The sequence below is a fragment of the Ideonella azotifigens genome, assembly GCF_021043325.1.
In the GTDB taxonomy this organism is placed as follows: domain Bacteria; phylum Pseudomonadota; class Gammaproteobacteria; order Burkholderiales; family Burkholderiaceae_C; genus Ideonella; species Ideonella azotifigens.
Map to the genome: position 1 here is coordinate 355,814 of NZ_JAJNKD010000002.1, position 25,891 is coordinate 381,704.

The following is a 25,891-nucleotide window of genomic DNA, read 5'->3' on the forward strand; positions in this document are numbered from 1 at the left end:
CAACCCATGCCAGCCTTGTCCGCCCTGCGATACACCCAGCCCTTCACCGTCGCGGTGGCACCGTGGGGGCCGGCGCGGCTGCTGACGGTCGAAGTCTCGGCCGGCCCGGAAGACGAAGCACCCGCGCTGCGCGTGCGCTGCCTGGCCGACGGTGGGTCGCACGAGCTGATGGCCTTGCCGACCATCCGCCCGCTGTGGCTGCGCTGCGGCCAGCAACGCTTCGCCATCGTCAGCGGCAGCGAGGCGCAGCTGTTCGACGCCCACGGGCCGGTGGCGCGGCTGCCGCTGGGCGGCGTGTCGGCCGCCGAATTTGCGGGCGACGACGCGCTGTGGCTGCTGCAGGGCCAGCGGCTGTACCGCGCCGCGGCCGACACGCCGGGCCAGCCGCTGCCGGTCGCCTCGCGCGTTGCGGCCTTCACGCTGAATGCCGAAGGTGCGGCCTGGATTGAGCGCGACGAAGCCGGGCTGGCCGAGCTGGTGCGCGTTGACGGGCGGTACCAGCAGCGCCTGCCGCTGGGCAGCGTGCCAGGCCAGCGCCTGTCGCTGTGCCTGTCGGCCGGGCTGGCCTGGGTGATGGCCCAGCCTGCCTTTCACACCGGCCGCCAGGGCGCGGTGATCCATCGCCATGTGCTGGCCGACGCGCGCGCGCTGCCCACCCTCGCGCTGCCGGCGCTGCGCCACGCCGGGCTGCGCAAGCTGCCGCTGGTCGGCTGGGGCGAGGCGGGCGTGCTGACGCTGGCCGAACCGGGCGACGAGATGGCGGTCTGCCTGCTGCCAGCCGATGGCGGGCCGCTGCAAAGGCTGACGCCCGCAGGCGACGAGGTGCTGGACTTCGACGCCGATGCAGCGCACGACACGCTGGCCTGCCTGAGCCAGGCCACGGCCGCGCCCGGCCAGGGGCGCACGCTGAAACTCTGGCGCGGGCTGCTCGCCGGTGCGCCGCGGCTGTCGCAGCACGAGGGTGTGGCGCCGGCCTTTGGCCTGCAGGGCGGCAACCTGGGCTTTGTGCAGGCGACTGGCCCCGGCTTCCAGGCCTGTGTGGACAGCCAGATCCAGTTGCAGCCGCTGGCCCGCTGGGCCCGGCACGCGCTGCCAGCGTTGCCGGTCTGGTCCGCCGCGCCCAAGGGCGGCTGGCGTAGCCGTTGCCAGGCCACACCGGGCCGGCCCTTGCTGGTGGTGCTGCCGGGGCTGCACAAGGTCGTCACGCCCGAGCTGCAGACCAATTTCCTGCAGGACTTCCTGACCCGCAGCGTGGCCGACCTGGCGCAGCAGCAGGGCTTCGATGTGGGGCTGCTGCAGGTGCCCGGCAGCGCCGGTGCCGGCAAGGCCTACCGCGAGGCGGTGGGGCTGGACGATCTGGGGGCGCTGGCCACCCAAACGGCTGCCGCGCTGGAGGCCCTGGCCGATGCGGCCGGTGGCCCGCTGGGGGTCGTCTCGGCCAGCCTGGGCACGCTGGGCCTGTTGCAGGCACTGGGTCGCACCGAGGCGGTGGCCGCCTGCGCGCTGGTGGCGCCGGTCTACACCCCGGCCGTGCTGGACGGCGCGCCGGCGCATCAGGCGGACTCCCCGGCCCATTGGCCCACGGGCCGCTGCGCGCTGCTGCTGCTGCACGGCGAGCGCGACGAGGTCACCCCGCATGCCCACTCGGCTGCCTTCGTGCGCGGCACGGCCGAAGCCAGGTGCCGGCTGTTCACGCTGCCCGGCGAAGGCCACATCTTTGCCCACCCGGCCACCTGGCAACGCGCGGCGGCCGAGCTGTCTTCCTTCTTCGCGGCCACGCTGCAAGCCCGGCCACCCACCTGATGCGCAACGACTCCATCACCACCTTCGGCGTCTCGGAAATCCAGCGCCGCTTTCTCGCCGCCGAGGCCAGGCATGCGCAGCTCGCGCCGCACCTGCAGCGCTCGGTCTGCCTGCTGCCTGCTGGCGTGGACCTGGGCCGGCTGCGCCAGGTCTTCGCACAGGTGAGCCAGCTGCAGGACGCTTTCCGAACCTCGTTCGAGCGTGGGCCCGACCTGTTCACCTTCTTCCAGCATGTGCAGCCCGAAGGCGGCCTGCAGCTGGACGAGCAGGCCTTTGACGGCAGCGCCGACGAACTGGTGCAGGCGCTGAACCATGGGCCCTTGTTCGACCAGTTGCACCCCGGCATCGACCCCTTCGGCCCGCCGCCGCTGGCCCGCGGCAGCCTGCTGCAAACGCAGGACGGCGTGACCGCGCTGGCGCTGTCGGTGCACCACGCGATCTTCGATGGCTGGTCGGCCGCGGTGCTGTTCGGCCAGCTGATCGAGCTGTTCGAAGCCGAGGACGCCGCCGCCTGCCTGCCCGGCATCCGGGCCCGCTTCGACCCGTACCCGGCCTTCGTCGAACATGAGCGGCAGACGCTGCAAGGCGAGCGCCTGGCCACGCTGCAAGGCTTCTGGCGCGACTACCTGGCCAACCCGCCCGGCGTGGCCGCGGACCATGCCGCCGCCGCGGCGCTGTCCCTCGGCCAGGAAGGCGAGGTGCGGCACACCGAGATCGCGCTGCCGGCGGAGGTCGTGCAGCGGCTGGACGCGCTGGCCGGCGCGCACCGGCTGACGACCCATGTGCTGCTGCTGGCCTGCATGCAATGGGCCATGGCGGCAGGCAATGGCGAGCTGGACGTGCTGACCTCCACGCCCACGCGCAACCGGCCGGCACGTTTTGCCGAGACCATCGGCTGCTTCGTGAACCCGGTCATCGTGCGCCAGCGCATGGACCCGCAGCGCTCGCTGCTGGACAACCTGACTGCCCTGCGCGGCGCGGCCACCGCTGCCTACCGGCACGGCGCCTTCCCGGCCGCACGCGTGGTGCGCGAGCTGTTCCCCGAACTGCTGCGCCAGCGCATTCCGCTGGCCAGCAGCTGGTTCGCGATCCAGGTGGGCACCGCGACACAGGAGGTGCAGCAGCGCCACCAGTTCCGCCTGCTGAACCTGGCGGCCGGCCGCGCGATGGGTGCCGGCTTTGCGCTGGAGCTGCGGCCGGTGGACGGCGTGCTGCGCGGCCCGTTCCTGACCCGCCGCCACTTCGATCCCGACCACCTCGCCCCGCGTCGCTTCCTGGACCTGGTCCAGGCGCTGCTGAGCGACCCACGGCAAACCCTGGCCCAGGCCTGGCGCCGGCCGCTGTCGAACTGAAGACCATGGACTCACTGAAGCAAACGGCCGAGCGACTGCTGGCGCAATCCGACCTGGTGGCCCGGCTGCGGCCGCTGGGCGAGCCTTATGTGCACGGCAGCTTCGACCTGGACCTGATGGTCTGGCCGGAGATCGACGTGTTCCTCGCGGTGGACCCGCCCACCGTGGCCACCGCCTGCGCGGTGACGCAGACGCTGTCCGAGGCGCTGGCGCTGCGCGACATCCACATCATCAACCAGGTCGACCACGCGCCCCGCTTCGCGCTGAAGGACATGGTGCTGCTGGACCTCAGCACCGAGTTCGAGGGCGTGGCGTGGAAGCTGGACATCGGCATCATCCCGACGGCAATGCTGCCCAGCGTGCGCAAGTACAACGCCACGCTCAAGCCCTTGCTGGCACCGGCCACTGCGCAGGCCATCGTCGACATCAAGCGGCAAAGCCTGGCTTCGCCGCGCTACCGCCGGCACAACTGGAAGTACATCGAGGCCGGTGACTGGTTCTTCTCGGGCGACATCTACCGCGCCGTCGCCTTCAACCAGGTCACCAACTTCGATGAGTTCGCCGGTTTCCTGAAGCGCACCAAGGGGCTGGACCCGCTGCCGGCGTGAGCGCCAGCATCAGGACGGCCGATTTCAGAGCGGCGCTTCGGGCGTGCCGACCGGCGCGGCCTGGGCCTGGCGCACCACGTCGGGCTGCAGATGCGGCGCGAAGGTCTGGATGAAGTCGTAGGCGTAGCTGCGCAGCAGGCCACCGCGGCGCACCGCCACGCTGGTGGTGTTGATCGAGAACAGGCTGCGCGCCTCGATGGCCCGCAGCTGCGTGTCGCGCGCCTCGTCGTAGGCGATGGAGGCCATGATGCCCACGCCCAGGCCCAGCTCGACGTAGGTCTTGATCACGTCGGCGTCCATCGCGGTGAGCACCACGCGCGGCGCGAGGCCGGCGCGGCTGAACGCATCGTCGATGCTGCCACGGCCGGTCAGGCCGGTTTCGTAGGTGATGACCGGGTGCTCGGCCAGGCGCTCCAGCGTCAGCGGCTGGTCCAGCAACGCATGGCCCACCGGCACCACCACCGAGTGGGTCCAGCGGTAGCAGGGCAGCGCGACCAGTTCCGGGTTGTCGGCCAGCACATGCGAGGCAATGCCGATGTCGGCCTGGCCGGTCAGCAGCATCTGCGCGATCTGGTCCGGCGAGCCCTGGTGCATCTGCAGCTGCACCTTGGGATGCAGCGAGCGGAAGTCATGCACTGCGCCGGGCAGCGCGTAGCGGGCCTGCGAGTGGGTGGCGGCAATGCTCAGCATGCCGACCTCGCCGAGGCGGAAGTCTTCGCCGGCACGGTGCAGGTTCTCGGCGTCCAGCAGCAGCCGCTCGACCCAGGGCAGCACGCGCTCGCCAGCGGGCGTCAGCCCGGTCAGCCGCTTGCCGGCGCGCACGAAGATCTCCACCCCCAGCTCGTCTTCCAGCTCGCGGATCTGCCGGCTGATGCCGGGCTGCGAGGTGTGCAGCGCCTCGGCCACATCGGTCAGGTTGAAACCCCGGCGCACGGCCTCGCGCACAGAGCGCAGTTGCTGGAAATTCATGATTTTTGTGAGCCGCTGGCGAAACACAGCAGCAGGAGCGGGTGATCAGACGTTTTCCGCATTATTGAAAATCCAGCCCCCAAACACCAACAACTCAAAAAGCGATTCCTTCATCGCTGAGCGCATAAGGACGGCGCGGCCGCGGGGTCATCCCGCCATGTCCTGCCGCTGCACGGGGCCCACGGTCCGGTCGCGGCCGCCATGCTTGGCCTGGTAGAGGTGCAGGTCCGCGGTGCGCAGCAGCTCGCTGGGATTGACCGGCGGGGTGCCGAAGGCCAGGCCGAGACTGGCGGTCACGGGCAGGTCGCCGGCAATGTCGGCGAACGAGGTGGCGCGCAACCGTTTGCGGATCTCGTCGCTGCGCACCATCGCTGCATCGCAGGGGATGCCGCACCAGGCCAGCAGGAACTCCTCGCCACCGAGCCGCGCCGCGAGCATCGGCGTGCCCGGCCCGCTGTCGGACCGGTTGAACACCTCGTTCAACATCGCACCGAAGCGCTGAAGCACCAGGTCGCCAGCCGCGTGCGAAAAGGTGTCGTTGATGCGCTTGAAATGATCAAGGTCGGCAATGGCCAAGCAGAGCGGGACGTCGGCGTGCTCGGCCAGCCAGTGTTCGGCATGGCGGCGGTTGGGCAGGCCGGTGAGCGGGTCCGTCATGGCCAGTTGCTCGAAGTGCCTGGACTGCCTGCGCGCCTCGTCCACCGCCACGGCCTGGCTGGACTCGGCCACCGCCCGGTCGCCCTCCACAGACCGGATCTGCTCGTATGCCGCCACATAGCGGACCATCCATTGGTAGGCCTCTTCCCAACGCTGCAGCCCGGCCATCACCCGCGCACGCACGCCCAGGTCGCGCGCATTGGTCCAGGCGGAGCTGGCGCGAGCGAGGCGCCGAGGGTGTTCAAGCATCGCCAGGGCGCCAGCCGCATCGCCGCGCGCCAGCGCCACCTCGGCGCAGCTCAGCCAGGGATCGCCGTTGACATCACAGCAGCCCAGTTGTTTCTCAAGCCACAGGGACTCCTTGCAGGCGCGCTCTGCGGCAGCGAGCTCCGACAGCGCCAGCCGCGCCCGCGCGACGGACTCCCAGCTGAGCGCGGCGGCGGCCTCCGGGTGCCGCCGCATCATGGCCTCGGCTTCATCGGTGAAATGGCTGGCAATGCCCAGCTCGCCACACTCGGCGGCGACCTCGGCAAAGTTGGCTGCCGTGGCCGACACCAGAGCCGGCAAGCCGGCGACGCGGACCGCAGCCATGGCCTGGTACACCAGTGTGTAGTCGGCCCCGGCGCGGCTGGTCGAGAACAGCGCCGCGACCATCAGCGCCTCGGCATGCCAGGCCGAAAGGTCATCGCTCGACGCCCCGCGCAGCGATGCCTCCGCCCAGCGCATCGCTTCGGCCCGGCGGCCGACGCGGTCGCAGGAAGACACCAGGTAGGTGGCGGCATGCCTGGCCAGCGCGGGCCATGCCTGTGCGGCTTCATGCAGGGCCAGCTGTTCCACCCGCGCCGCCTCGGCCATGCCCTGGCGGCTGCGAACGTCACTGGACAGCAAACGCGCGCGGATCGCCTGCGGCACCAGCCCGAGCGCATCGGCCTGCGCCGCGATCTCGTCACAGGCCGGGATGACCCACATCAATGACCGGTAAACCTCGGCCTCCCAGCGACTCAGCTGCGCGTCCAGATCGGACGCCAGCTCATCGGAGTTCACAGTTGCCATCCGGCCAACACTAGCACCGATCTCGGCAACGACCATAGGCGCTGGTGCCGAGTGCGCGTGACAAAAGTTCACGCTGGCGCCGCGGGTCGCCTCGGCCGCTGCCTGTCGACCTCCGCCTTGACAACGGTGCTGAGCGGCGGCGCGGCATGCAGCGCGCTTTCGTGGGCGGCGATGGCCTGGCGGATCAGTGCCATGACGGCCGGCGCATCAAGGTCTTCCGCCTGTTTCAGCCGAATGCCGCGCACCTGCTTGCCTTTGCCTTCGAGCAGGCCTTGCGGGTCATCGAGCGCCGTGCCGTAGAGGAAAAACAGCGTGACCCACTTCGGGTAGCCGGCAATGGAGAGGAAGGACTCGCGCGAGCGTTCGCTGGGGCTGAAGCCGAAGACCAGCGCGTTGTAGTTGTCGAACACCAGCTCGAAGCCGCGCGGGAAGTGGGCGCGCAACCTGGCGCGCGCGTCGCGCAACTGGGCTTCGATCTCCGGCGTGTACCTGGCCAGGAAGCCGTCGATGCAGGACACCGTGTCGCGCGTGTTCATGAGGACTCCCTGGTGAAGGAGCCGCCGTTGCCCCTGCCTTCATGCAAGGTGCGAAGTGTCCCGCAACGCGCGACGTTCGTCTCGCAGCCCCTGCTGCCAGCCGGATCAGCGGCAAGGTGCATAGGCCACCGCACCGTTTGAGGCAGTGGATCTCTGACTTGTCGTTCACCTGGCCGCCTTGCGCGTCAACGCTCACATTGCCGGCCATCGTGGTTCCAGCGCCCGCCGCTGTCCAGGCACTTGTCCTGTAGCAGCGCACGGTGAGCGCTTGGCCACACTGCCAGCACAAAGGCCGCCATCAGCAAGCCGATGGAAAAACGGCGCCACCTCGGCAGCACCCGAATGAGCCGAAACAGGCCCACCCCTGCCGCCGCAGCAGCACCCGCATAGGCCAGTTGACCTTGCGCCCTCAGCGCCCATCCATGGGGATAAGCATTGGGCGGACCGCCAGACATCCATGCAGAGAACGCGGCGCCATTGAGACACCACAACGAAAAGACGGCAGCAGCACAAAGCACCGTCCAGGCGACGACCGTGCGCACAAAGAGGCAATGGCGAGCGTTCATGCAAGCGGGCCGAGAGGCGATCAACGGAAACAAGTCGGCTGGCCGCCTCAGTGGTCGAACGCGCCCGCCATGGCCAGCAGCCACAGCGCGCCGAAGACAAAGGGCAAGGACTGCGCGGCCAGCTTGCCGTAATTGCCGCTGGTGCGCCCTGGCGAGAGGCTGCACAGCGCGTCCAGCCCGGCGGCCTCGAAGCGCGTGTTGACGACCTCGATGGCCGTCAGCGCCGCAAAGATGCTGATGCCGATCACGGCGGCCACGACGATGCCGAAAAACGGGAAGCCCAGCACCAGCCAGTGCAGCTTGGCGGTCGACAAGGTGCCGTAGGCGGTGAACAGCAGCCCCTGCGACAGGATCAGCCACATCAGCCGGTGGTTGATGAGGTTGTCCTCGTGGGTCCACTGCTCACGCAAGGCGCGGTACAGCTCCCAGTCGGGCAGTTTGTCGGATGGGGCGGCTTGGCTCATGGAACGCCAACCATGAAGGGGAGGCCTGCACCGACGAACAAGATCACAGCCAACACCAAGAACCCGACAAAGCCGAGCAGGGCCTTGATGCGCTGGCCCTTCGGCCGGCTGCGAACGAGGTAGTACGGGACCGCCACCACGGACAGCACAATCACCGCCCCGCCCAGCAGGACCGAGCGCTTATATCGCCGCTCAGCCGCGTCCAGGTAGTACCAGACATACACCAGCACCGCCAATCCGATCGTGAACAAGAGTTCCAGCGGCTTTGGCAGTGGCGCATTGACGGAGGCGAAGTAGCCGCCCAGGGCACCATAAACCACCACCGCAATGAAGAAGAGGATCAGCGCACGCTTGGAGGTCATGAAGCAATCCGCCGCTTACGCAGCGCGTGAGGGTCGAGGGAACCGGCCATGCCGAGACCTGATTCTGACCGCAGATGGCCCCCCTCGAATGCCGCGCAAGCGCGCGATGCCGCAGCAAGTGAACCGCTACCCCGGCAAGCGCATCAACCCCTGCCCCATGCGAACCTGCACCCCGGTCTCCACCCCCTCGCACAGCGCAAACCCCGGCGGTGCAAAGACGATCACCGTCGAGCCGTGCTGGAACCAGCCGAGGTCCTCGCCTTTTTTCACCTGTACCTGGCAGGGCAGTTCGTCCGGGCCGCTGTAGCGGCGCGGGTAGCGCGCCGGTATCAGGAGGTTCAGGAAATGCAGGCGCAGGCTGGCGACCAGGATGGCGGCGACCGGGATCATCGCGATGGGGTGGCCGCCTTGCGCGAGCTTCAGGTGCACGGCCGCACGCTCGTTCTTGCAGAACAGGCGCTCCACGCGCTTGAGCGCGATCGGGTTGACGTTCCAGGTGTCGCCGGCCATGTGGGTGACGTGATGGATGGTCGCGTCGTGCGGGGCGTGGAAGTGGTGGTACATCGCCGAGGTGAGGCGCAGCGTGACGAAGATGCCTTCGGCGAACGGCACGGCGCGGGCGGCATTGCCGAACAGGTCGGCCGCGCTGTACGGGAAGCCCTTGGCCTGCCAGAGCTGGCCTTGCTGCACGCGGCCACAGGCGCCGACGATGGCGTCGCAGGGCGAGACGAGCACGGCGGGGTCTTGTTCGACCGGCCGCGCACCGTCCTTCAGCTCGCGCACGAAACAGGCATGCAGGCTGCGGAACTGCTGTTCCTTCGCCTCGCCCAGGTCCAGCTTGGTGAACTGGCGCCACACCGCGATGGACAGGCGCGCCAGCCAGGGCGACTCGATCTGGCTGAACCAGCCCATCAGCCAGGTGGCGGCGCTGCGCGGGATGCGGTTGGTCAGCAGGAAATTCAGGTCTTCCTGCTGCAGCAGCAGGTCACGCCAGCGGCGAGCTTTCATGGGCAGTCAACAGGCGACACGACAACCCGGCAGTGTCGCCAGGCTGTGTGACAGATCTCCCCATGCGGGCTCCCGCGGGGCAAGCGCCGGGCCGCCCCAAGCCGGCCTGCCATCCCCCGGGGGATCAGCCGACGCCCGCCGGCCGAGGGGTGGTCATCAAGGGAACAGGTGGATGCGCGTGACCAGCCATGGCGGCTGCGTCAGGTCCTCGGTGATCGCAGCGTTGATGGATGGGAGGCGGTGCTCCTGGTCCGAGGCCACCAGCAGCGGCGAGCGCCCGCCCACCGGCGGCAGGAACTGCAGCTTGGATGGGAAGTTGAACAGCACCGGGTCCGGCCCGACGACGACCTGGCGCGAGCCGTTATCGGTGTTGATGCGGACCACGCGCAGCTGCAGCGAGTCGACCGCGTAGAGCCAGTGTTCGCCGGGCTTGGCAGGGTTGAAGGCCAGGCCGTGCAGGGTTTCGGCGGCCACGCCTGCGGCGCGCGGCGAGACCGGCACGATGTCAGCGGCACGGGCCTGCGGATCGCGCGTGGCGTCGGTCAGCGAGGCCATGGGAATGCGCGAGACGCCGCCGTTGCAGGTGGTGGAGAAATACAGCTGCCCGCCGCGCTCGGCCAGGCCGACCACGCCGGGGCCGAAGTTGCCGGCGGTGGCAAACGGGATGCCACCGACCGTGGTCGGCAGGAACTCGCAGGGCGCGAGCGCGGGAATGGGCACGCCGGTGACGGGGAACGCGCCATAGCTGATCGTGCCGTCCAACCCGATGACCCACAGCGCGCCAATGATGGATTCGGACACCACGTACAGCCCGCTGGACGTGACCTCCACGTCCTCGGCGAAGACCAGCGGCAGGCCTTCGAAGCTGACGGTTCGCGTCAGCGTGGCGGTGAGCTGGTGGCTGCGTTCGTCGTACTGCACGTCGTAGTCGTAGACCCGTGCGATGGACGGCACGGTGGGGCTGGGGAAGCCGCCAGAGTCCAGCACCACGACGTGGCCTTCGCGCGGCACGCGCAGCGAAAACGGCAACAGCCAGCCGGCCGGTGGCGCCGGCAGTGTGCCGAGCTGCTGGCCGGTGTAGCGGTCCAGCACCGCCACCGCCTGGCCCAGCGGTTCGGCCACGAAGACCAGCCGCGAATCGCCCGCGGCGACAGAGGTCACCGTGGGCTGGTGGCCGAAGTCGTAGGCAATGCCGTGTCGGCCCACCGCCACCAGCGGGGCCGGCGGCTGCGCGGCCAGGTCCGCCGCGCCGGCGCTGCCCATCGCCAGCGCCAGCAAACCGACTTGCCACCACCGCACGCCGCCGCGGCGCCTGCCTTTGTTCGATGCCTGCATCTCGCCGTCCTCCAGACCAAGTGAATGAATGCGTGCAGGTTCACTGAACCGCCGTGGCGCTGCGGGCAGCAGCCTAGTGCAAGCCGCCAGGCCGGAACAGGGGCGGCGGCACCGGCAGCGCATTCAGGGGACATCCGGCTTTTTCACGCGGGTGTCAAAGGCAGCGGTTACAGATAGCGCTTTCGCCCTTCCCTCATTCCTGTCCGCGCGACCCGCCCATGATCCCCAGCCTGCTCGCCTCCTCTTCCTCCCTGCTGCTGACCAGCGCACTGGCCGGCGCTGCCGTGCTGGCGCTGGCGCCACGGGCCTGGCAACGGCTCTCGCTGTCGCGCGCCAAGCACCGCTCGCTGACCGGACACTCGCGCATGGCCCAGCGCGTGGCACGGCTGCTGCCAGGCTATGCCTACGACGAGCAGCGCTTCTTCGCCTGCGACGACGCGCCGGCCGAGGTGCTGGCCCGCCGCCGCGCCGGTTTCCACGCGCTGGCCGGCCAGCTCGGCGAGCGCCACGCGCGCTCCGTCGCCTGGACCGACGCGCTGCGCAGCGGCCTGTCGGACCTGCAGTTCACCGGCGCCTACCGCGTGCCCTTCCCGTTCAGCCCCTACCTGCGCCAGCACCTGAAACTGGGCAGCGTGGGCACCAGCACGCATGGTGTGTCCCTCACCGACCTGGACGGCCAGACCTACGAGGACCTGACCGGCTCCTACGGCGTGAACCTGTTCGGCCACGACGTCTACAAACGCACCATCGCCCAGGGCGCGGCCATGGTGGCCGACTTCGGCCCGGTGCTGGGCACGCTGCACCCCTGCGTGGCCGACAACGTGGCGCGGCTGCAGGCCATCTCCGGGCTGGACGAGGTCAGCTTCCACATGTCCGGCACCGAGGCCGTGATGCAGGCGGTGCGCCTGGCGCGTTACCACACTGGCAAGCGCCACCTGGTGCGCTTCTGCGGCGCGTACCACGGCTGGTGGGAAGACGTGCAGCCCGGCCCCGGCAACCCGCTGCCGCCGCGCGAGACCTACACGCTGCAGGACATGAGCCAGCGCGCGCTGCAGGTGCTGCGCCAGCGCAAGGACATTGCCTGCGTGCTCATCAATCCGCTGCAGGCCCTGCACCCGAACCGCGCGGCGCCTGGCGACTCATCCCTGGTGGACGGCTCGCGCAGCGCGCACTATGACCGCGCCGCGTACACGCGCTGGCTGCAGCAGCTGCGCGAGGTCTGCACCGAGCGCGGCATCGTGCTGATCTTCGACGAAGTCTTCGTCGGCTTCCGCCTGGCACCCGGCGGCGCGCAGCAGTATTTCGGCGTGCAGGCCGACATGGTGACCTACGGCAAGACGCTGGGCGGAGGCCTGCCGGTCGGCGTGGTCTGCGGCAAGCGCGCGCTGATGAAGCGCTTCCGCGAGGACCACCCGGCCGACATCTGCTTTGCCCGCGGCACCTTCAACGCCCACCCCTACGTGATGGGCGCGATGTCCGCGCTGCTGGATCACCTCGCGCTGCCCGCCACGCAGGCGCTCTACGAAGACCTGGACGCGAAGCAGGACCGCCGCGCCGCCGCGCTGAACCAGCGCCTGGCGCAGGCCGGCGTGCCGGTGCGCGTGGCCAACCTGTCCACCATCTGGACCGTCACCTACACCCAGCCCTCGCGCTACCACTGGATGTTCCAGTTCTACCTGCGCGAGCAAGGCCTGCTGCTGAGCTGGGTCGGTACCGGCCGCCTGATCTTCAGCCTGGCCCACACGGACCAGGACTTCGAGCGCATCAGCGAACGCTTCGTCGCGGCAGCGCTGGCCATGCAGGCCGACGGCTGGTGGTGGCAGGCGCCGGGCCAGACCAACAAGGGCATTCGCCGCGGCATGCTGAAGGAGATGCTGCACCGCTGGCTGTGACACCCAGGGCCGGACCGCCGTGGGCCACGCACCGCCATCCCGGCTCCGCTGGCGCCGGGTTGCGGCCCCCGTTCGCCTCCCCGGCGAAGGGCCATGGCGTTGCCGGAAACCCGTTGGCATCAGGCAGCGCCTGTCCCCGCGCGCCTTTTCCCCATATCGCCTCCAGCGCGCCGAGGCAGTTCATCGGCTTGCCCTGCCTGGCTTTGGTGCGGCAGTCAGTCGAGCCACATGGCGGCCAGCCGCGGCCCGGGCCGCGTTGCGACGCTCACCGTCCAGCTACCCATGCTGCCCGCCGCCGGCTCCGGCCAGGCCTGACCGCCCCGGCGCCCAGCGCCCGCAGTGCCCAGGCGCGGCCATTGCCGGCCGCGCGCATTCAGCTGGCCTTCTCGCCCAGGCTGCGCAGGCGCTGCAGCCACGCAAGCCGCCGCTTCGCGTCGCCCTCCACCATGCCGATCAGGCTCCTGCGCACCGGCGAGATGCCCACGAAACCGAGGATGTTGCGCTCCAGCGCCTTGACGTCGTGGGCCGCGAAGAACCAGCGGTACAGCGGGGCCGGCATGCCCATCGTGACGACGACCCGGGCGGAGCGGCCCTTGAGCAGTTGCCGCGGCCCGGGCGTGCCGGGCAAGGCCAGCGCAAAGCCCGGTCGGGCCACCTGCTCGAGAAAGCCCTTCAGCAGCGCCGGCATGCCACCCAGCCACAGGGGAAAGAAGAACACCAGGTGCTGGGCCCACTGGACGCCCTGTTGCGCGGGCAGCAGCGCCGGCGGCAGCGCCCCCTGTTCCCAGGCGTGCTTGGTGCGCAGCAACGGAAAGTCCAGCGCCGCCACGTCAATCACCCGCACCTCGTGCCCCGCGGCGCAGGCGCCGCTGGCATAAGCCTCGGCCAGCGCATGGCCGAAATGGCCGCCGGCGGGATCAGGATGGCCCTGAATGATCAGGATGCGCTGCTGCGGATGCATGGCGAGATGCTGCGCCGCCAGCGGCCGCCCGGCCTTGCGCGGGCGCAAATTCCGGGCGGCCGGCGCCGCCGCTCAGTTCAGCTCAGCGCGACTGCTGGGCGTGGTGCTGCGCGTGATGCGGGTCTATCCATTCGCCGCGCAGCAGGGCCAGCGGAGCTTTGTAGTACAGCAGGATGTCGTGGAACGGGTCGGTCAGGATCTTGGTCATCCAGGCCAGGCCGGTCTGCACGTTGAACAGGAAGAACAGGTGCACGGTGCGGAAGATCAGGCCGCCGACGCCGAGTGCCAGCCAGAAGATGCCAACGTCGTGGATGTAGCCTGCGGTGTCGGTCGCCGGCTCGATCAGGCCGCCGAGTGAAGGCGTGAACCACAGCAGCGCCGGGGCCAGTGCCCAGGCCGCCATCAGCACCACCTTGCGGCGCAGGTTGTAGCCGACCTTGATCTCTTCCTTGTGCTCGTGCGTGGCCTGGTTGACCTGGTCGTAGCCCTTGGGCTCGAAGAAGAAGTGGCCGGCCTGGCGGCTGGTCATCGACACACCCCAGGCCAGCAGCGCAGCCATCGCCGGGTCGATGAACAGCAGGGCATAGGCGACCACGAAGCTGCAGGCGCTCAGCAGGTGCAGCGACTGGTTGATGCGACTGTGGTGGTAGTAGCGGTGGTCATCCCAACGCTGCACGCGCAGGGTCTCCAGGAACTCGCGGATGACAGGCACGGACATGCACTCCTTAGTTTGACGGTGCGGCAGCATGCGGCCGACACATGAAGCGGCCGTGAAACGCGCGTGACAGCACGGTGTCGGTGCTGCCGTGGCGCCGTCATCGCGCTGTTGCATTGCCATCGCAACATCTTGCGATGGAGACGTGCGTGATGACCCCCAAGAAGCTGCTGGCTGCGCAACTGGACATGGCGCCCGATGAGATCGTCGTGGACGACTACCCGGCCGAACGGCGCTCTTTGCGCATCTCGGTCGTGACCGAGACCTACCCGCCGGAAGTCAACGGCGTGGCACGCACCATCGCCAGCGTGGTCGAAGGCCTGCGCGCGCGCAACCATGCGGTGCAGCTGATCCGCCCAGGCCAGCGCCGCGGCGAACAGGGCAGCGACGCGCCAGGTTTCCACGAGGTGCTGATGCGCGGCCTGCCGATCCCGCGCTACCCGCAGCTGCGCATGGGGCTGACCTCCAAGCGCACGCTGGTGAAGCTGTGGTCGGTGCGGCGGCCGGACGTGGTGCACATCGCAACAGAAGGGCCGATGGGCTGGTCCGCGCTGCAGGCCGCCACACACCTGAAGCTGCCGGTATGCTCGGACTTCCGCACCAACTTCCACGCCTACAGCAAGCACTACGGCGTGGGCTGGCTGCACAAGCCCATCATGGCCTACCTGCGCAAGTTCCATAACCTGACGCAGTGCACGATGACGCCCGACGAAGGCCTGCGCCAGGCCCTCACCGGCTACGGTTTCCGCAACGTGATGGTGGTGGCGCGCGGCGTGGACACGCAGCTGTTCCACCCGCGCTTTCGCAGCGAGGCCTTGCGCGAAAGCTGGGGCGCGGCACCGGGCGACCTGGTGGTGGTGCACGTGGGCCGGCTGGCGGCGGAGAAGAACCTGGGCACGCTGATGCAGGCTTTCGAGGCCATGCGCCAGGTGCAGCCACGCGCGAAGCTGGTGCTGGTGGGCGACGGCCCGGCGCGCAAGGACCTGCAGGCGCGCTGCCCGCAGGCCATCTTCGCCGGTATGCGCCATGGCGATGACCTGGCCGCCCACTACGCCAGCGGCGACCTGTTCCTGTTTCCCAGCCTCACCGAGACCTTCGGCAACGTGACGCCCGAGGCCCTGGCCAGCGGCCTGCCGGTGCTGGCCTACGACTACGCCGCGGCCAGCCAGCTGGTGCGCCCGCAGATCAGCGGCCTGCTGGCGCCGATGAGCAGCGCGCCGGAGTTCGTGCGCATGGCGGCCTCGCTCGCGGCCGACCGCGAAGGCCTGCGCGTGATGGGCCAGCAGGCCAGGCTGACCACCGAGACCCTGGGCTGGGACCGCATCGTGGCCAGCATCGAGACGATGTACCACGGCTTGCTGCAGCGCCCGCTGGAAACCGTGCCCGCATTGCCACCGGCCGGCTTCGGTTCGCTGCGCGCCTGAGCGGCTGAGCCGCTGAGCGCATGGCGCCTGAGGAAACGCCGGGACGGGCGCAGCCCGGCCCTTGGGGACACGATCAAAGCAGGCTGCTGCGCGCGGCGTGCACCTCGGCGCGTCGGCCGCGCCAGATCAGCCAGCCCATGGCCGCGGAGACCGCCAGACCGAAGCCGCTCATCAGCGGTACAAGAGGCATCTCTATTGCGATCAGCGCGGCATAGCCGGCCAACATCACCAGAATGCTGAGGTTCTCGTTGAAGCCCTGCACCGCAATCGAGCGGCCGGCCGTCAGCAGCGCATGGCCGCGGTGCTGCAGCAGCGCGTTCATCGGCACCACCAGGATGCCGCCCACCGCGCCGGCCAGCGCCAGCAGCGGCAGCGAGGGCAGCAGCGTGTCCTGCAGCGCAATCAGCACGATCAACGCGCCCAGCGCCACCCCGGCCGGCAGCACGCGCATGGCCTGGTTCAGCGGCACGCAGCGGCCCGCCAGCGCGGCCCCGGCCACCACGCCCAGCGCCACCACGGCCTGCAGGTAGGCGGCCTGGTCCAGCCGCAGCCCCAGCCGTTCCACGGCCCAGCGCAGCACCGCGAACTGCAGCGTGGCGCCCACGCCCCAGAACAGCGTGGTGACGGCCAGCGACAGGCCGCCGGCGCTGTCGCGCCACAGCCGGCGGTTGGCAGCATGGAAGTCACGCACCAGCGCCAGCGGATGCAGCGGCGCGCGCGGGTAGCGCACGCCGCTGTCGGGCACGCCCAGCTGCAGCAGCGCGGCCAGTGCGTAGGTGAGCAGCAGCCCGCCCAGCGAGATCAGCAGCGGCGAGGCCAGCGGCCAGTCGCCGGCCTGGGCCAGTGCATGCGCCCACTGCGCCAGCGCACTGGCACGCAGCGGCTCGGCCACCAGCGCACCGCCCAGCACCGTGCCCAGCAGCGCCGCGCCCACGATGGAGACCTCGATCCAGCCGTTGGCCGCGACCAGCCGCGGCCCCGGCACCAGCTCGGTCACCAGCCCGTACTTGGCCGGCGCATAGGCCGCCGCGCCCAGGCCCGCCACCGCGTAGGCCGCGACCGGGTGCAGCCCCAGCAGCAGCCCGCCAATGCCCAGCAGCTTCACGCCGTTCATCCAGGCCATCAGGCGGGCCTTGGGCATCGCGTCCGCCAGTGGCCCGAGCCAGGGCGCGAGCAGCACGTATGACAGCGTGAACGCGAACTTCAGCAGCGGCGCCCACCAGGCCGGCTGGCCCTGCTCGGCCAGCAGTGCCATCGTGACGATCAACAAGGCGTTGTCGGCCAGCGCCGAGGTGAACTGCGCGGCGATCAGCAGGTGGAAGCGTGGTGGCATGGAGGCGGCTTGACGGTGGCCGGATTGGACCGGCGCCGCATGCCATTGGCGTGACAACGCCGTGACCAAAGCGCGACGTCGAATCGCGTCGATATAGTGCCCGCCATGTCGCCCCGCACGCCCCTCGCCTTGCTCGTGCGGCCAGGGCTGGCGCTGGTGTTGCTGCCGCTGCTGTTGTGCCTGCCGGCCAGCAGCGGGCCGCGCCACCTGCACCCCGCTCTGGCCACGCTGCCGCCGCGCATGCTGTGGGCCTGGGAGCGGCCGGAGGACCTGCGCGGACTGCCGGCAGACACCGGCGTGGCCTGGCTGGCACGCACCATCGAGCTGGACGGCCGGCACACCCTCGTGCGGCCACGCGCGCAGGCGCTGCAGGTCTCGCCCGGCACGGTGCTGGTGCCGGTGCTGCACGTGGACCTGATCTGGCGCCGCCCGCCGCGCTTCAGTGACGAGCAGCGCGAACGTGTCATTCAAGAAGCGCTGGACCTGCAGCGCAGCACCGGCGCCAAGGTGCTGCAGCTGGACTTCGAGATCGGCCGCTCGCAGCGCCCGTTCCTGGCCGAGGTCGTCAGCCAGCTGCGCCGCCGGCTGCCACCGGACGTGGCCTTGTCGATGACTGCACTGGCATCCTGGTGCGCCGGCGATGCCTGGCTGGCCCATGCCGCCGCCGACGAGATCGTGCCGATGGCCTTCCGCATGGCTGGCGACGACGCCGAGATCCGCGCGCTGCTGGCCCGCCGCGGCCAGTTCCCGCGCGCCCGCTGCCAGGCCGCCGCCGGCAGCGCGACCGACGAGCCGATGCCCGCGCTGCGCACCCCGCGCCGCTACTACTTCTCTCCCCGTTCATGGACGCAAGAACAATGGCAACAACTGCCCGCCGCCGCGCCGCTCGACCCCACCTGACGCTGCGCCACCTGGCCCTCGCAGCCGCGCTGCTCTGCGCCACCGCGGCCCACGCCAGCGGTGGCGACGGCTTTGGCGAAAGCCCGTTGACACCCGAATGGCACGTGCCGGTCAGCGAACTGCCGGCCTTTGCGGCCGGCCGGCTGGGCGTGCTGCCGGGCAGCCACTGGCGCGTCTTCCTGTTCCTGGCCTGGCGGGCCGCCAACGGCCGCCCGCTGAGCGCCGAGGAGGTCAAGGCGCTGGACCTGAACGAGTGGCGCGTGGGCCCTTGGTCGCATGGCATTTCGGTGGAGACGGACGACCCGCAGAGCATGCTCAAGGGCTGGCAGACAGCGCGGGATGCAGCCGCTGCCGCGTTGCCTGCGGCGAGCCGGCCAGCCCCGCCAGCCCCTATCGGCGCCGAGCGCAGCACCGAGGACTGGAGCAGCTACCTGAACTGCCCGGCCGACACTTTTGCCCGTGCGGCACAGACCCTGTCCGAACGCCGCCGCCTGCCGGATTGGCCAGCCTGGGGCAGCGCCTGGCTGGCCCAGCAGGACCAGGTCTTTGCCAACTGCTCGCCGGACGATGCCCGCCCCGGCCAGCCCGCGCCGCCGCCGCGCCTGCCGGCAGCGCTGGCCAGCGGCGCACCCGCATGGCTCGCGAAGGACCGTGCCTATCAACTCGCCGCCGCACAGTTCTACGCCGGCCAGTACCCGGCCGCGCGCGCCGGTTTCCAGGCCATCGCCAAGGACGGCGCCTCGCCCTGGCAGCCGCTGGGCGCCTACCTCGCGGCGCGCGCGCTGGTGCGCCAGGCCACGCTGGCCACCGGGGCAGACAAGCAGCCCGACCGCAGCGAGACCGGCTGGCGCCAGCCGCTGGCCACTGCGCGCCAGGAGCTGCTGGCGCTCGCGCCCACGCAGCCGGCCGCTGCCGCGCTGGTCGGCTGGGTCGACGCGCGGCTGCGGCCACGCGAGCGCGCGCAGGAGCTGTCCCAGCAACTGTCCGGCGCACCGGTCAACCGGCAGACCGCCGCCGCGCTGGGCGACTACCTGCGCCTGCTGGACGGGCTCACGCCGCAGCAACTGGCCGAGTCACCCGACGCCATGACCCGATGGATCGGCCTGATGCAGGCCAGCCAGGACGGCCGCACCGGCGTGGACGCGGTCTCCCCGCAGCCGGCCGGGGACCCGGCCACCGAACGCGAGGCCGCGGCGCGCGGCGCGCTGGAAGGCGGCGCGCTGCAGCGCCTGGCCGCCAATCTGGCCCGCCAGGCAGTGGCCAAGGACAGCAAGGCTCCCGCCGGCCTGTGGCTCGCGCCGCTGCTGGCGCTGGCGCGGCCGGCCGGTGCCGGCGTTCCGCCCGAGCGTGTGCTGACCGAAGCCGAACAGCGCGCAGCCCTCGCCGTGCCGGCCGGCTCGCCGCTGTACCAGCACTTGCGCTACCACCTGGCGCGGCTGCAGATCGAGCAGGGCCAGGGCGCAGCGGCCGATGCCGGCATCAGCGCGATGCTGGCCGATGCGAAGCAAGCGATGAGCATCGCCACGCGCAACCGCTGGCTGGGCCTGAAGATGCTCAGCGCGCCGACGCTGGCCGGCTTCCTCGCCGCGGTGCCGCGCCGCGTGCTGACCGAGGAAGCAGGGCAGCCCATCATCGACGCGGACCGCACCGTCGAAAAAGGCACCTCAAAGGCTGAAGCACCAGCGCCGCAGTTCCAACCGGCCGACGACTTCCCGCTGCGCCTCTACCGCAATCTGCCGCTGTCAGTCCTGAAGCTGGCCCAGCGCGCCCCGGCGCTACCGGGCACCGAAACCACCCGCTTGGCCGAGGTCATCTGGACCCGTGCGGCGCTGCTGGGCGACTGGGCCAGCGCCGACGAGATGGCGCCGCTGCTCGCCGCACCGCGCACCACCACCAAGGCGCTGTGGGACCGCTACGCCGCAGCCAACAGCCCGGCCGCCAAACGCGAAGCGGCGGTCGTGATCTGGGCCAACACGCCCGAGCTGGACCCGGCCCTCGTCAACGACCAGGGCCTGCAGCAGTCCTGGGGCTGCATCACCTACGCCAATGTGGACACCACTGCGGACCCCACCCACCTCGCCGGCCCCGCCTTCCTCACCGCCGCCGAGCGCGAAGCGGCACGGGCCGAGCAAGCCAAGCTGCAAGCCCTGCCACTGCGCAGCGAATACCTCGGCCCGCCACTGCTCGCCTGGGCCCGCAGCCACACCTCAGACCCCGAAGCCCCCAAAGCCCTGCACTTCTTCGTCGCCAGCACCCGCATGGAATGCCGCGGCGTGCCCGCCCACCCGCGCCCCAAGGACAACCCCGCCACCGACTCGAAAGACGCCTTCCAGCTGCTGCACAAGCAGTGGCCGAAAAGCGAGTGGGCGGGGAAGACGAAGTATTACTACTGACCGCCATGAGCAAACGGCCCTCGCCCTCCCTTCCTCCGCCTGCCGCTGCAGCCAACGAAGGTTCGTCCCCACGCAAGTTGCCGATCTGGCAACTCCTCGCGCTGGCTGCCAGCACCGGTACGGTCCTGCTGCACATGATGGGCAGCGTCCGCCACGACGGCTACCTCTCCCATTGGCAGATTGACGCTGCTCTTTTCCCCAAAGGGGTCGACTGGCTCCTGATTTATGGAGCGTATGGCCTGCTGGAGCGCACTGTCACCATCGCAAAGCTCGCGACGGAGTCTTGGCTCGTTGTTGCTATCGGGCTGGTTGTGCTCGCAACTTACATTTTTATCTTGTTAACGCCGCTGGGGGATTCCACCAAACCCAAGTTGTGGCTCCGGGCGCATCGGCCGTGGATCGCGCGGCTCATCGAGTCCCTGATGTGGAGCTCCGTGATCGCCGCGTTTTCCTGGATCCTGCTGATCGCCATCGTGCTGCTGATCGGTGTTCCGGGCCTGGCAGGCGAGATATCAGGCAGGACAAGCGCCGACCAAGACGCACTTGAGTTTGCCAAAGGCTGCGCTGCCTCGAAACCCCGCTGCGTCACGCTGCTGCGCGACGACAAACCCATTGCGCATGGCTACTTGCTGGATAGCTCGCCCGAGCATATTGCGCTGTTCGACGTGGACCTGAAGCAAGCCCGAGCCATTCCGCGCGACGGACTGGAGTTGCGCAGCGACCCGGAGCGAACGACGCTTGCCACCGGAGCAGCCAGCGCCGCATCCCAACCTTGAGTCATCGCGCCGATGCTGGACTCGGTGAGGAACACAACGCCGAACTGTTCGGCCAGTTGCGCAATCTCGGTAAGGGTCAGTGGTAGTCCTCTTCGCGCTGGTGACGCGCACCGATCACGAGGACCAGTTCCGGGGTGCGGATGTCGAAGCGGAGGACGTATCCAGTGGCGCCGAAGGGCACGATGAGTTCGCGCAACGAGGGGCGGGCACCCACCTTGCGGTAGCTGTAGGGCGTGGTCGAGAGGTGGGTGTTGGCAACCGTGCGGAGCACCTCGATGGCGTCTTGAGCGCGCATGGCCTCCTCGACCGTCTCGGCGCGCTCCAGCAGAAAGTCAAAAAGACGATCCAGATCGGCATCCGCCTCGGGGGTGAACTCGACCTTGAACGTCATTTGCGCAGCTGTTTCACCCGCGCTGCGACCTTCGCCTCCAGCTTCGACAAGACAACATCCGACGCGACGGAAACCCCGGTGCGTTCGTAGTTGGCCAGCGAGGCGTCGCAACGGGCAGCGAAGTCCGTTTGCATTCGCCGGAATTCGACGGCGTTGCGAACCGCGGTCTCGACAAAATCGGTCAGGGTCTCTCCGGGCAGCAGCGCGGCGTCGAGATCGGCGCGCAACTCAGGCTCGACGCGCACTTGCGGAATGACGGCGGTTTTCATGCGCGAAGTGTAGTGCGGGCGCACTACATGCTCAAGCCGGTGTTGGCAGGTGGCTTCGCGGCTTTCTGGTGGACGCCGAACCCCTCAAGCAGCCGTTCGCTATCGCTTCAGTGCGCTTGCGATCGTCCCGACCGTCTTGAGCGCCTGCTCGAATCCTGGATGATCGGGATGCCCGAAATTGATCCGCACGTGATGCCTGAAGCGCCGGTCGGCAGAGAACAGCTGGCCCGGCGCGAGGCTGATGTCCTGCGACAGCGCCAGCCGGTGCAGCGCCAGCGCATCGACCTGCGGTGGCAGCGCCAGCCACACGAAGTAGCCGCCCTCCGGCTGCGTGGCCCGCGTGCCGGCGGGGAAGTGCTCGGCGATGGCGCGCTGCACCACGTGCAGATGCCGCGCCAGCGTGGCGCGCAGCTGGCGCAGGTGGCGGTCATAGCCGCCATGTTCCAGGTATTCGCTCAAGCCCTCCTGCGAGGGCAGCGGCGCGGCGAGGGAGCTCATCAGCTTGCGCTGCGCCACTTCGCGCGCGAAGCGGCCTGCGGCCACCCAGCCCACACGGTAGCCCGGCGCCAGCGTCTTCGAAAACGAACTGCAGTGCATGACCAGTCCCTGGCGATCCCAGGCCTTCGCAGGCCGTGGCTTGTGCGCGCCGAAGTAGAGCTCGCCGTAGACATCGTCCTCGATCAGCGGCAGCTGATGCTGTGCGAGCAGCGCCACGAGCGCCTGCTTGGCGCCATCGGGCATCAGGCTGCCGAGCGGATTCTGGAAGTTCGGCATCAGCCAGCACACCTTGACGGGATGCTGGGCGAGCACGGCGGCGAGCGCGGCCACGTCGATGCCGGTGCGCGGGTGCGTGGCGATCTCCACCGCGCGCAGGCCGCGCCGCTCCAGCGCCTGCAGCGCAGCGTAGAAGGTCGGCGATTCAACGGCCACCAGGTCGCCGGGCTGGGTCACGCTCTCCAGGCAGAGGTTCAGCGCCTCCATCGCGCCATTGGTGATGACCAGTTCTTCCGTGTCCACGCCGCAGCCCATGCCGAGGTAGCGCAGGCCGATCTGGCGGCGCAGCGCGGCGCTGCCGGGCGAGAGGTCCTCGACCGTGCGCCACGGGTCGAGCCGGCGCAGCGCCTTGCCCGTGGCCAGGGCCAGCTTGGGCAGCGGGAACAGCGCGGGGCTCGGGAAGGCCGAGCCCATGGGCACCAGCGTGCGATTCCTGGCGTGGCCGAGCACCTGGAAGACGAGCTCCGAGATGGCCACGGGATGATCGCTCACGGCGTGCCTGGCGCTCTCTGGCTCCATCGGCCGGCCCACGGCGGCGCTGACGAAATACCCCGCGCGCGGCCGTGCTTCGAGCAAGCCGCGCGCTTCGAGCAGGTAGTAGGCCTCGAACACCGTCGACGGGCTCACGCCGCGGCTGCGGCTGGCCTCGCGCACCGAGGGCACGCGCTCGCCCACGCGCAGCTGGCCGGCGGCGATCGACTCGGCGATCTCATGGGCGAGGGCTTCGTAGCGCTTCATGGGCTCTGATCCGCTTTTTTTGCCCAGGTTCTGAGCCTGGGTTTTCGGCGCGGTTTTTGGCACAGTCTGCCCTGAAAGCCGGGTCCGGTCATGCGTCCGGTCCGGTCTGTGCGAATGGTGTCTTCCTGCCAGTCATCTGCTGATGAAGATTGGCAGATCCTCAAGATGGTCAGCGTCAAGCAATCGCCTGGAAATACACAAACATGGAATGGATCCCCATCGTCTTCGTGACCTTCAAGCTTCTCGTGTTCGGCACGGGCATGTTCTTCGCCATCAAGTGGCACCACGATCAAGGGAAGAAGAACAAGAAGAAATGACGAAGCCAGTGGACCACACGCGTCAGGGACGGGCGTTCCACGACTTCGCTTGAGCCGAGCTGTCGCGGCGAATGGGCTTGCCTTTGGCGACGCCCGGTTACCGCCATCAACGCAGCGCCAACGCCCCCATCGCCGGATCGCTGATGCTGTGCGCGCCGGTTTCCAGGCGGCCGGCAGCGCGGCGGGTCCAGGTGGTCACGGGCTGACCGCTGACGGTGAACTGCAGGTCATACCAGCCTTGGGCGGCGCTGAGGTCCAGCAGCCAGGTCTGTTCACCGCCAGCGGGCAGCACGACGCTCCAGGGGCCGTCCTGGCGGTAGGCCAGCGGCAGGACGACGACGGTGCAGGCGCTGCTGCCGGGGTTGCTGAGGTGGACCTGCAGCGACTGGCCCTGCGGCTTGGCCTTGACGTTGACGACCGGCGCTGCGCTGGCCGAAGTGGTGCCGCTGAACTGACGGTGGAAGCCGTTGGGGCCGAGCACCCAAAGGTCGTACTGGCCCTTGTCCTTGGCGAGCAGCCAGCTGCCCGAGAGCGACAGGCCGGCGCCCACCGTGTAGCGGCGCGGGCGGCGGGTCAGGTGCAGGCGGTCGTAGACGTGGAACACGGCGCCGGCGCTGCCGTTGTTGACGAATTTCAGCGACAGGCTGGGCGAGCTGCCGGTGACCAGGCTGGCCTGCACGGCGAGTGCATACGGCAGTGCGCGCGAGGGCTTCACGCCGGCTGGCTGCACCGGCGCGGTCTGCGAGGCTTCGCTGGGCACGGGCACCTTGGGCAGGGCTTCCTGCTGCACGCGCAGCGCGTCCACGCCGGCCTTGGTCAGCAGCGTCATCTGCGGCGGCTGCTCGGTGTTGGGGTCGAAGAAGTTGAAGACCGACATCAGGTCACCGGCCACGGTGCGGCGCCAGGGGCTGATGTTGCTCTCGGCCACGCCGAAGCGGGCTTCGAGGAAGCGCAGCACGGAGGTGTGGTCAAACACTTGCGAGTTGACCCAGCCGCCGCGGCTCCAGGGTGAGATGGCCATCATCGGCACGCGCGGGCCCATGCCGAACACGCCCTTGTCGGGCCTGGGCTGGCCTTTGGAGCCGGGTGGCGCGGGCTGGGTGAAGCGCTCGGCACTCACGTCCACGGTGGACGCGCCGGCCTCGCTGCCGTCTGCATTCAGCGACGGCGCGCCGGGCGGCGGCAGGTGGTCGAAGAAGCCGTCGTTCTCGTCGAACATGACCAGCAGCACGGTCTTGCTCCAGACGTCCGGGTTGGCCGTGAGCGCGTTCAGTGCTTCTTCGACGTACCAGGCGCCCTGGGCCGGGCAGGACGGCGACGGGTGCTCGGAATAGGTGGCCGGCGCGACGATCCACGAGACCTGCGGCAGCGCGCCGGCGGCAATGTCGTCGCGCAGCGCCTGCAGGAAGCCGCCGTCGGGCATGGTGTTGGTCGTGCCCTTGGCCAGCGGGTTCAGCGCGTCCATCGCGGTGGTGTAGGCCGGGTAGGGCGAGCCGTCGGGCTGGTTGCCCACGTCCAGGTTGGCCTGGCGGTAAGGCACGAAGCCGGCCAACGGGTTGTCGGTGAAGTTGTCGGGCAGGTTCTGGTAGAGCTTCCAACTCACACCGGCCTGCTGCAGCCGCTCGGGGTAGGTGGTCCACTGGTAGCCGCTGGTGGGGGCTTCCATGCCGTCCCATTCGTTGACGACGACCGCCACGCCAGCGGGCTGCGCGCCATTGCTGCCGGTCCACAGGAACAGGCGATTCGGGTTGGTGCCGCCGTGCAGGCTGCAGTGATAGGCGTCGCAGACGGTGAAGGCATTCGCCAGCGCGTACTGGAACGGCACCTCGGCCTCGGCGTAGTAGCCCATGGCGTTGTTGGTCTTGAACAGCGGCCAGTGCGAAAGCCGGCCATCGCCCCAGGCGCCTTGCGCATCGTGCCAGCTGTGCGGGTTGCCGCCGTCGCGCTGGGCGTTGCCGATGCTGCTGTCCAGGTGGTACGGCATGACGGTGCGCACGCCGTTGCTCTGCTGCCAGACCGTCTTGCCGCCGGGCAGCGGGATGGTGAAGCGGTCGCCATAGCCGCGCACGCCGGGCAGCAGGCCGAAGTAGTGGTCGAACGAGCGGTTTTCCTGCATCAGGATCACGACGTGCTGCACGTCCTGGACGCTGCGCGTGGCGTTGTGTGCCGGGATGGCCAGCGCCCGGGCAATGGCGGCGGGCACACCGGCACTGGCGGCAGCGGCCGCGGCGGTTTGCAGGAACTGGCGGCGGTCGACTGCGCTCATGGAAAACCTCGGTTCGATCAGTGCGGCCA

General features: G+C 69.7%; 23 protein-coding genes. 8 read left to right on the forward strand and 15 right to left on the reverse strand.

Annotated elements, in window-relative coordinates; genetic code table 11:
* Positions 1 to 6: 6 nt before the first annotated feature.
* The 3 genes from LRH25_RS06245 to LRH25_RS06255 are packed head-to-tail and all read left to right on the forward strand — an operon-like array spanning position 7 to position 3,763.
* A complete protein-coding gene (locus LRH25_RS06245; RefSeq protein ID WP_231010503.1) occupies positions 7 to 1,803 on the forward strand; it encodes an alpha/beta hydrolase family protein in 1,797 nt (598 codons plus the stop codon).
* Positions 1,803 to 3,155 (forward strand): condensation domain-containing protein, encoded by a 1,353-nt coding sequence (locus LRH25_RS06250; RefSeq protein WP_231010504.1) that lies wholly within the window; start codon positions 1,803 to 1,805, stop codon positions 3,153 to 3,155. The genes LRH25_RS06245 and LRH25_RS06250 overlap by 1 nt, the downstream gene beginning before the upstream one ends.
* A 5-nt stretch (positions 3,156 to 3,160) precedes the next feature.
* Positions 3,161 to 3,763, forward strand: coding sequence for a hypothetical protein (locus tag LRH25_RS06255; RefSeq protein WP_141288224.1), 603 nt, complete (start codon positions 3,161 to 3,163; stop codon positions 3,761 to 3,763).
* Between the two features lie 24 nt (positions 3,764 to 3,787).
* On the opposite strand, the gene LRH25_RS06260 is transcribed toward LRH25_RS06255, so the two are convergent.
* The 8 genes from LRH25_RS06260 to LRH25_RS06295 form a co-directional block, all read right to left on the reverse strand.
* On the reverse strand, positions 3,788 to 4,732 hold the full coding sequence (locus LRH25_RS06260) for a CysB family HTH-type transcriptional regulator (protein WP_141288225.1): 945 nt from the start codon (positions 4,730 to 4,732) through the stop codon (positions 3,788 to 3,790).
* Between the two features lie 147 nt (positions 4,733 to 4,879).
* Positions 4,880 to 6,433: a GGDEF domain-containing protein gene (locus tag LRH25_RS33005; RefSeq protein WP_170200910.1), complete on the reverse strand. Its 1,554-nt coding sequence runs from the start codon at positions 6,431 to 6,433 to the stop codon at positions 4,880 to 4,882.
* Positions 6,434 to 6,510: 77 nt separating this feature from the next.
* Entirely contained in the window at positions 6,511 to 6,978 is a 468-nt protein-coding gene (locus LRH25_RS06270) for a DUF1801 domain-containing protein (RefSeq protein WP_141288227.1), read from the reverse strand.
* A gap of 185 nt (positions 6,979 to 7,163) precedes the next feature.
* Positions 7,164 to 7,544, reverse strand: coding sequence for a hypothetical protein (locus LRH25_RS06275; protein WP_141288228.1), 381 nt, complete (start codon positions 7,542 to 7,544; stop codon positions 7,164 to 7,166).
* Positions 7,545 to 7,591: 47 nt separating this feature from the next.
* Entirely contained in the window at positions 7,592 to 8,008 is a 417-nt protein-coding gene (locus tag LRH25_RS06280) for a hypothetical protein (RefSeq protein WP_141288229.1), read from the reverse strand.
* Complete coding sequence (locus LRH25_RS06285) at positions 8,005 to 8,370, reverse strand: hypothetical protein (protein ID WP_141288230.1); 366 nt, start codon at positions 8,368 to 8,370, stop codon at positions 8,005 to 8,007. Before LRH25_RS06285 ends, LRH25_RS06280 begins: the two co-directional genes overlap by 4 nt.
* Positions 8,371 to 8,496: 126 nt before the next feature.
* Positions 8,497 to 9,378 (reverse strand): archaetidylserine decarboxylase, encoded by an 882-nt coding sequence (asd, locus tag LRH25_RS06290; RefSeq protein ID WP_141288231.1) that lies wholly within the window; start codon positions 9,376 to 9,378, stop codon positions 8,497 to 8,499.
* Positions 9,379 to 9,534: 156 nt separating this feature from the next.
* Positions 9,535 to 10,713: a hypothetical protein gene (locus LRH25_RS06295; protein WP_231010505.1), complete on the reverse strand. Its 1,179-nt coding sequence runs from the start codon at positions 10,711 to 10,713 to the stop codon at positions 9,535 to 9,537.
* Between the two features lie 218 nt (positions 10,714 to 10,931).
* Here LRH25_RS06295 and LRH25_RS06300 point away from each other — a divergent pair, with 218 nt between their 5' ends.
* Positions 10,932 to 12,605, forward strand: coding sequence for an aminotransferase class III-fold pyridoxal phosphate-dependent enzyme (locus tag LRH25_RS06300; RefSeq protein WP_231010506.1), 1,674 nt, complete (start codon positions 10,932 to 10,934; stop codon positions 12,603 to 12,605).
* 373 nt (positions 12,606 to 12,978) lie between these two features.
* Here LRH25_RS06300 and LRH25_RS06305 read toward each other — a convergent pair whose 3' ends face one another.
* Together LRH25_RS06305 and LRH25_RS06310 are read right to left on the reverse strand one after the other, a co-directional pair.
* Positions 12,979 to 13,566, reverse strand: coding sequence for an NAD(P)H-dependent oxidoreductase (locus LRH25_RS06305; RefSeq protein WP_231010507.1), 588 nt, complete (start codon positions 13,564 to 13,566; stop codon positions 12,979 to 12,981).
* 82 nt (positions 13,567 to 13,648) lie between these two features.
* Positions 13,649 to 14,284 carry a hypothetical protein gene (locus tag LRH25_RS06310; RefSeq protein WP_141291052.1) on the reverse strand — a complete coding sequence of 212 codons (636 nt, stop codon included), beginning with the start codon at positions 14,282 to 14,284 and terminating at the stop codon, positions 13,649 to 13,651.
* Between the two features lie 149 nt (positions 14,285 to 14,433).
* Here LRH25_RS06310 and LRH25_RS06315 point away from each other — a divergent pair, with 149 nt between their 5' ends.
* The gene (locus tag LRH25_RS06315) at positions 14,434 to 15,705 is read left to right on the forward strand and encodes a glycosyltransferase family 4 protein (RefSeq protein WP_231010508.1); all 1,272 of its coding nucleotides are present in this window, start codon (positions 14,434 to 14,436) and stop codon (positions 15,703 to 15,705) included.
* 73 nt (positions 15,706 to 15,778) lie between these two features.
* On the opposite strand, the gene lplT is transcribed toward LRH25_RS06315, so the two are convergent.
* Positions 15,779 to 17,038 (reverse strand): lysophospholipid transporter LplT, encoded by a 1,260-nt coding sequence (gene lplT, locus LRH25_RS06320; RefSeq protein WP_231010509.1) that lies wholly within the window; start codon positions 17,036 to 17,038, stop codon positions 15,779 to 15,781.
* A gap of 105 nt (positions 17,039 to 17,143) precedes the next feature.
* On the opposite strand from lplT, the gene LRH25_RS06325 reads away from it, so the two are divergent.
* Genes LRH25_RS06325 through LRH25_RS06335 form a run of 3 tightly spaced genes read left to right on the forward strand, consistent with a single transcriptional unit; the run spans position 17,144 to position 21,107 of the window.
* Positions 17,144 to 17,938, forward strand: a complete 795-nt coding sequence (locus LRH25_RS06325; RefSeq protein ID WP_231010510.1) for a hypothetical protein — start codon at positions 17,144 to 17,146, stop codon at positions 17,936 to 17,938.
* Positions 17,896 to 20,331, forward strand: coding sequence for a hypothetical protein (locus LRH25_RS06330; RefSeq protein ID WP_231010511.1), 2,436 nt, complete (start codon positions 17,896 to 17,898; stop codon positions 20,329 to 20,331). Before LRH25_RS06325 ends, LRH25_RS06330 begins: the two co-directional genes overlap by 43 nt.
* A 5-nt stretch (positions 20,332 to 20,336) precedes the next feature.
* Positions 20,337 to 21,107 (forward strand): hypothetical protein, encoded by a 771-nt coding sequence (locus tag LRH25_RS06335; RefSeq protein ID WP_141290481.1) that lies wholly within the window; start codon positions 20,337 to 20,339, stop codon positions 21,105 to 21,107.
* Positions 21,108 to 21,183: 76 nt separating this feature from the next.
* Here the strand turns inward: LRH25_RS06335 and LRH25_RS06340 are convergent, their stop codons facing one another.
* From LRH25_RS06340 to LRH25_RS06355, 4 genes are all read right to left on the reverse strand, one after another.
* Positions 21,184 to 21,498 carry a type II toxin-antitoxin system RelE/ParE family toxin gene (locus LRH25_RS06340; protein WP_141290483.1) on the reverse strand — a complete coding sequence of 105 codons (315 nt, stop codon included), beginning with the start codon at positions 21,496 to 21,498 and terminating at the stop codon, positions 21,184 to 21,186.
* On the reverse strand, positions 21,495 to 21,767 hold the full coding sequence (locus LRH25_RS06345; protein ID WP_141290485.1) for a YlcI/YnfO family protein: 273 nt from the start codon (positions 21,765 to 21,767) through the stop codon (positions 21,495 to 21,497). The genes LRH25_RS06340 and LRH25_RS06345 overlap by 4 nt, the downstream gene beginning before the upstream one ends.
* A 99-nt stretch (positions 21,768 to 21,866) precedes the next feature.
* The gene (locus tag LRH25_RS06350) at positions 21,867 to 23,279 is read right to left on the reverse strand and encodes an aminotransferase-like domain-containing protein (protein WP_231010512.1); all 1,413 of its coding nucleotides are present in this window, start codon (positions 23,277 to 23,279) and stop codon (positions 21,867 to 21,869) included.
* Between the two features lie 423 nt (positions 23,280 to 23,702).
* A complete protein-coding gene (locus LRH25_RS06355; RefSeq protein ID WP_141290680.1) occupies positions 23,703 to 25,862 on the reverse strand; it encodes a phosphocholine-specific phospholipase C in 2,160 nt (719 codons plus the stop codon).
* Between the last annotated feature and the right edge of the window lie 29 nt (positions 25,863 to 25,891).

Excerpts from the sequence above, each read along its gene's own strand:
- LRH25_RS06245 (WP_231010503.1), top strand. The coding sequence starts at position 7 with ATGCCAGCCTTGTCCGCCCTGCGATACACCCAGCCCTTCACCGTCGCG.
- LRH25_RS06250 (WP_231010504.1), top strand. The coding sequence starts at position 1,803 with ATGCGCAACGACTCCATCACCACCTTCGGCGTCTCGGAAATCCAGCGC.
- LRH25_RS06255 (WP_141288224.1), top strand. The coding sequence starts at position 3,161 with ATGGACTCACTGAAGCAAACGGCCGAGCGACTGCTGGCGCAATCCGAC.
- LRH25_RS06260 (WP_141288225.1), bottom strand. The coding sequence starts at position 4,732 with ATGAATTTCCAGCAACTGCGCTCTGTGCGCGAGGCCGTGCGCCGGGGT.
- LRH25_RS06270 (WP_141288227.1), bottom strand. The coding sequence starts at position 6,978 with ATGAACACGCGCGACACGGTGTCCTGCATCGACGGCTTCCTGGCCAGG.
- LRH25_RS06275 (WP_141288228.1), bottom strand. The coding sequence starts at position 7,544 with ATGAACGCTCGCCATTGCCTCTTTGTGCGCACGGTCGTCGCCTGGACG.
- LRH25_RS06280 (WP_141288229.1), bottom strand. The coding sequence starts at position 8,008 with ATGAGCCAAGCCGCCCCATCCGACAAACTGCCCGACTGGGAGCTGTAC.
- LRH25_RS06285 (WP_141288230.1), bottom strand. The coding sequence starts at position 8,370 with ATGACCTCCAAGCGTGCGCTGATCCTCTTCTTCATTGCGGTGGTGGTT.
- asd (WP_141288231.1), bottom strand. The coding sequence starts at position 9,378 with ATGAAAGCTCGCCGCTGGCGTGACCTGCTGCTGCAGCAGGAAGACCTG.
- LRH25_RS06295 (WP_231010505.1), bottom strand. The coding sequence starts at position 10,713 with ATGCAGGCATCGAACAAAGGCAGGCGCCGCGGCGGCGTGCGGTGGTGG.
- LRH25_RS06300 (WP_231010506.1), top strand. The coding sequence starts at position 10,932 with ATGATCCCCAGCCTGCTCGCCTCCTCTTCCTCCCTGCTGCTGACCAGC.
- LRH25_RS06305 (WP_231010507.1), bottom strand. The coding sequence starts at position 13,566 with ATGCATCCGCAGCAGCGCATCCTGATCATTCAGGGCCATCCTGATCCC.
- LRH25_RS06310 (WP_141291052.1), bottom strand. The coding sequence starts at position 14,284 with ATGTCCGTGCCTGTCATCCGCGAGTTCCTGGAGACCCTGCGCGTGCAG.
- LRH25_RS06315 (WP_231010508.1), top strand. The coding sequence starts at position 14,434 with ATGACCCCCAAGAAGCTGCTGGCTGCGCAACTGGACATGGCGCCCGAT.
- lplT (WP_231010509.1), bottom strand. The coding sequence starts at position 17,038 with ATGCCACCACGCTTCCACCTGCTGATCGCCGCGCAGTTCACCTCGGCG.
- LRH25_RS06325 (WP_231010510.1), top strand. The coding sequence starts at position 17,144 with ATGTCGCCCCGCACGCCCCTCGCCTTGCTCGTGCGGCCAGGGCTGGCG.
- LRH25_RS06330 (WP_231010511.1), top strand. The coding sequence starts at position 17,896 with ATGGCAACAACTGCCCGCCGCCGCGCCGCTCGACCCCACCTGACGCTG.
- LRH25_RS06335 (WP_141290481.1), top strand. The coding sequence starts at position 20,337 with ATGAGCAAACGGCCCTCGCCCTCCCTTCCTCCGCCTGCCGCTGCAGCC.
- LRH25_RS06340 (WP_141290483.1), bottom strand. The coding sequence starts at position 21,498 with ATGACGTTCAAGGTCGAGTTCACCCCCGAGGCGGATGCCGATCTGGAT.
- LRH25_RS06345 (WP_141290485.1), bottom strand. The coding sequence starts at position 21,767 with ATGAAAACCGCCGTCATTCCGCAAGTGCGCGTCGAGCCTGAGTTGCGC.
- LRH25_RS06350 (WP_231010512.1), bottom strand. The coding sequence starts at position 23,279 with ATGAAGCGCTACGAAGCCCTCGCCCATGAGATCGCCGAGTCGATCGCC.
- LRH25_RS06355 (WP_141290680.1), bottom strand. The coding sequence starts at position 25,862 with ATGAGCGCAGTCGACCGCCGCCAGTTCCTGCAAACCGCCGCGGCCGCT.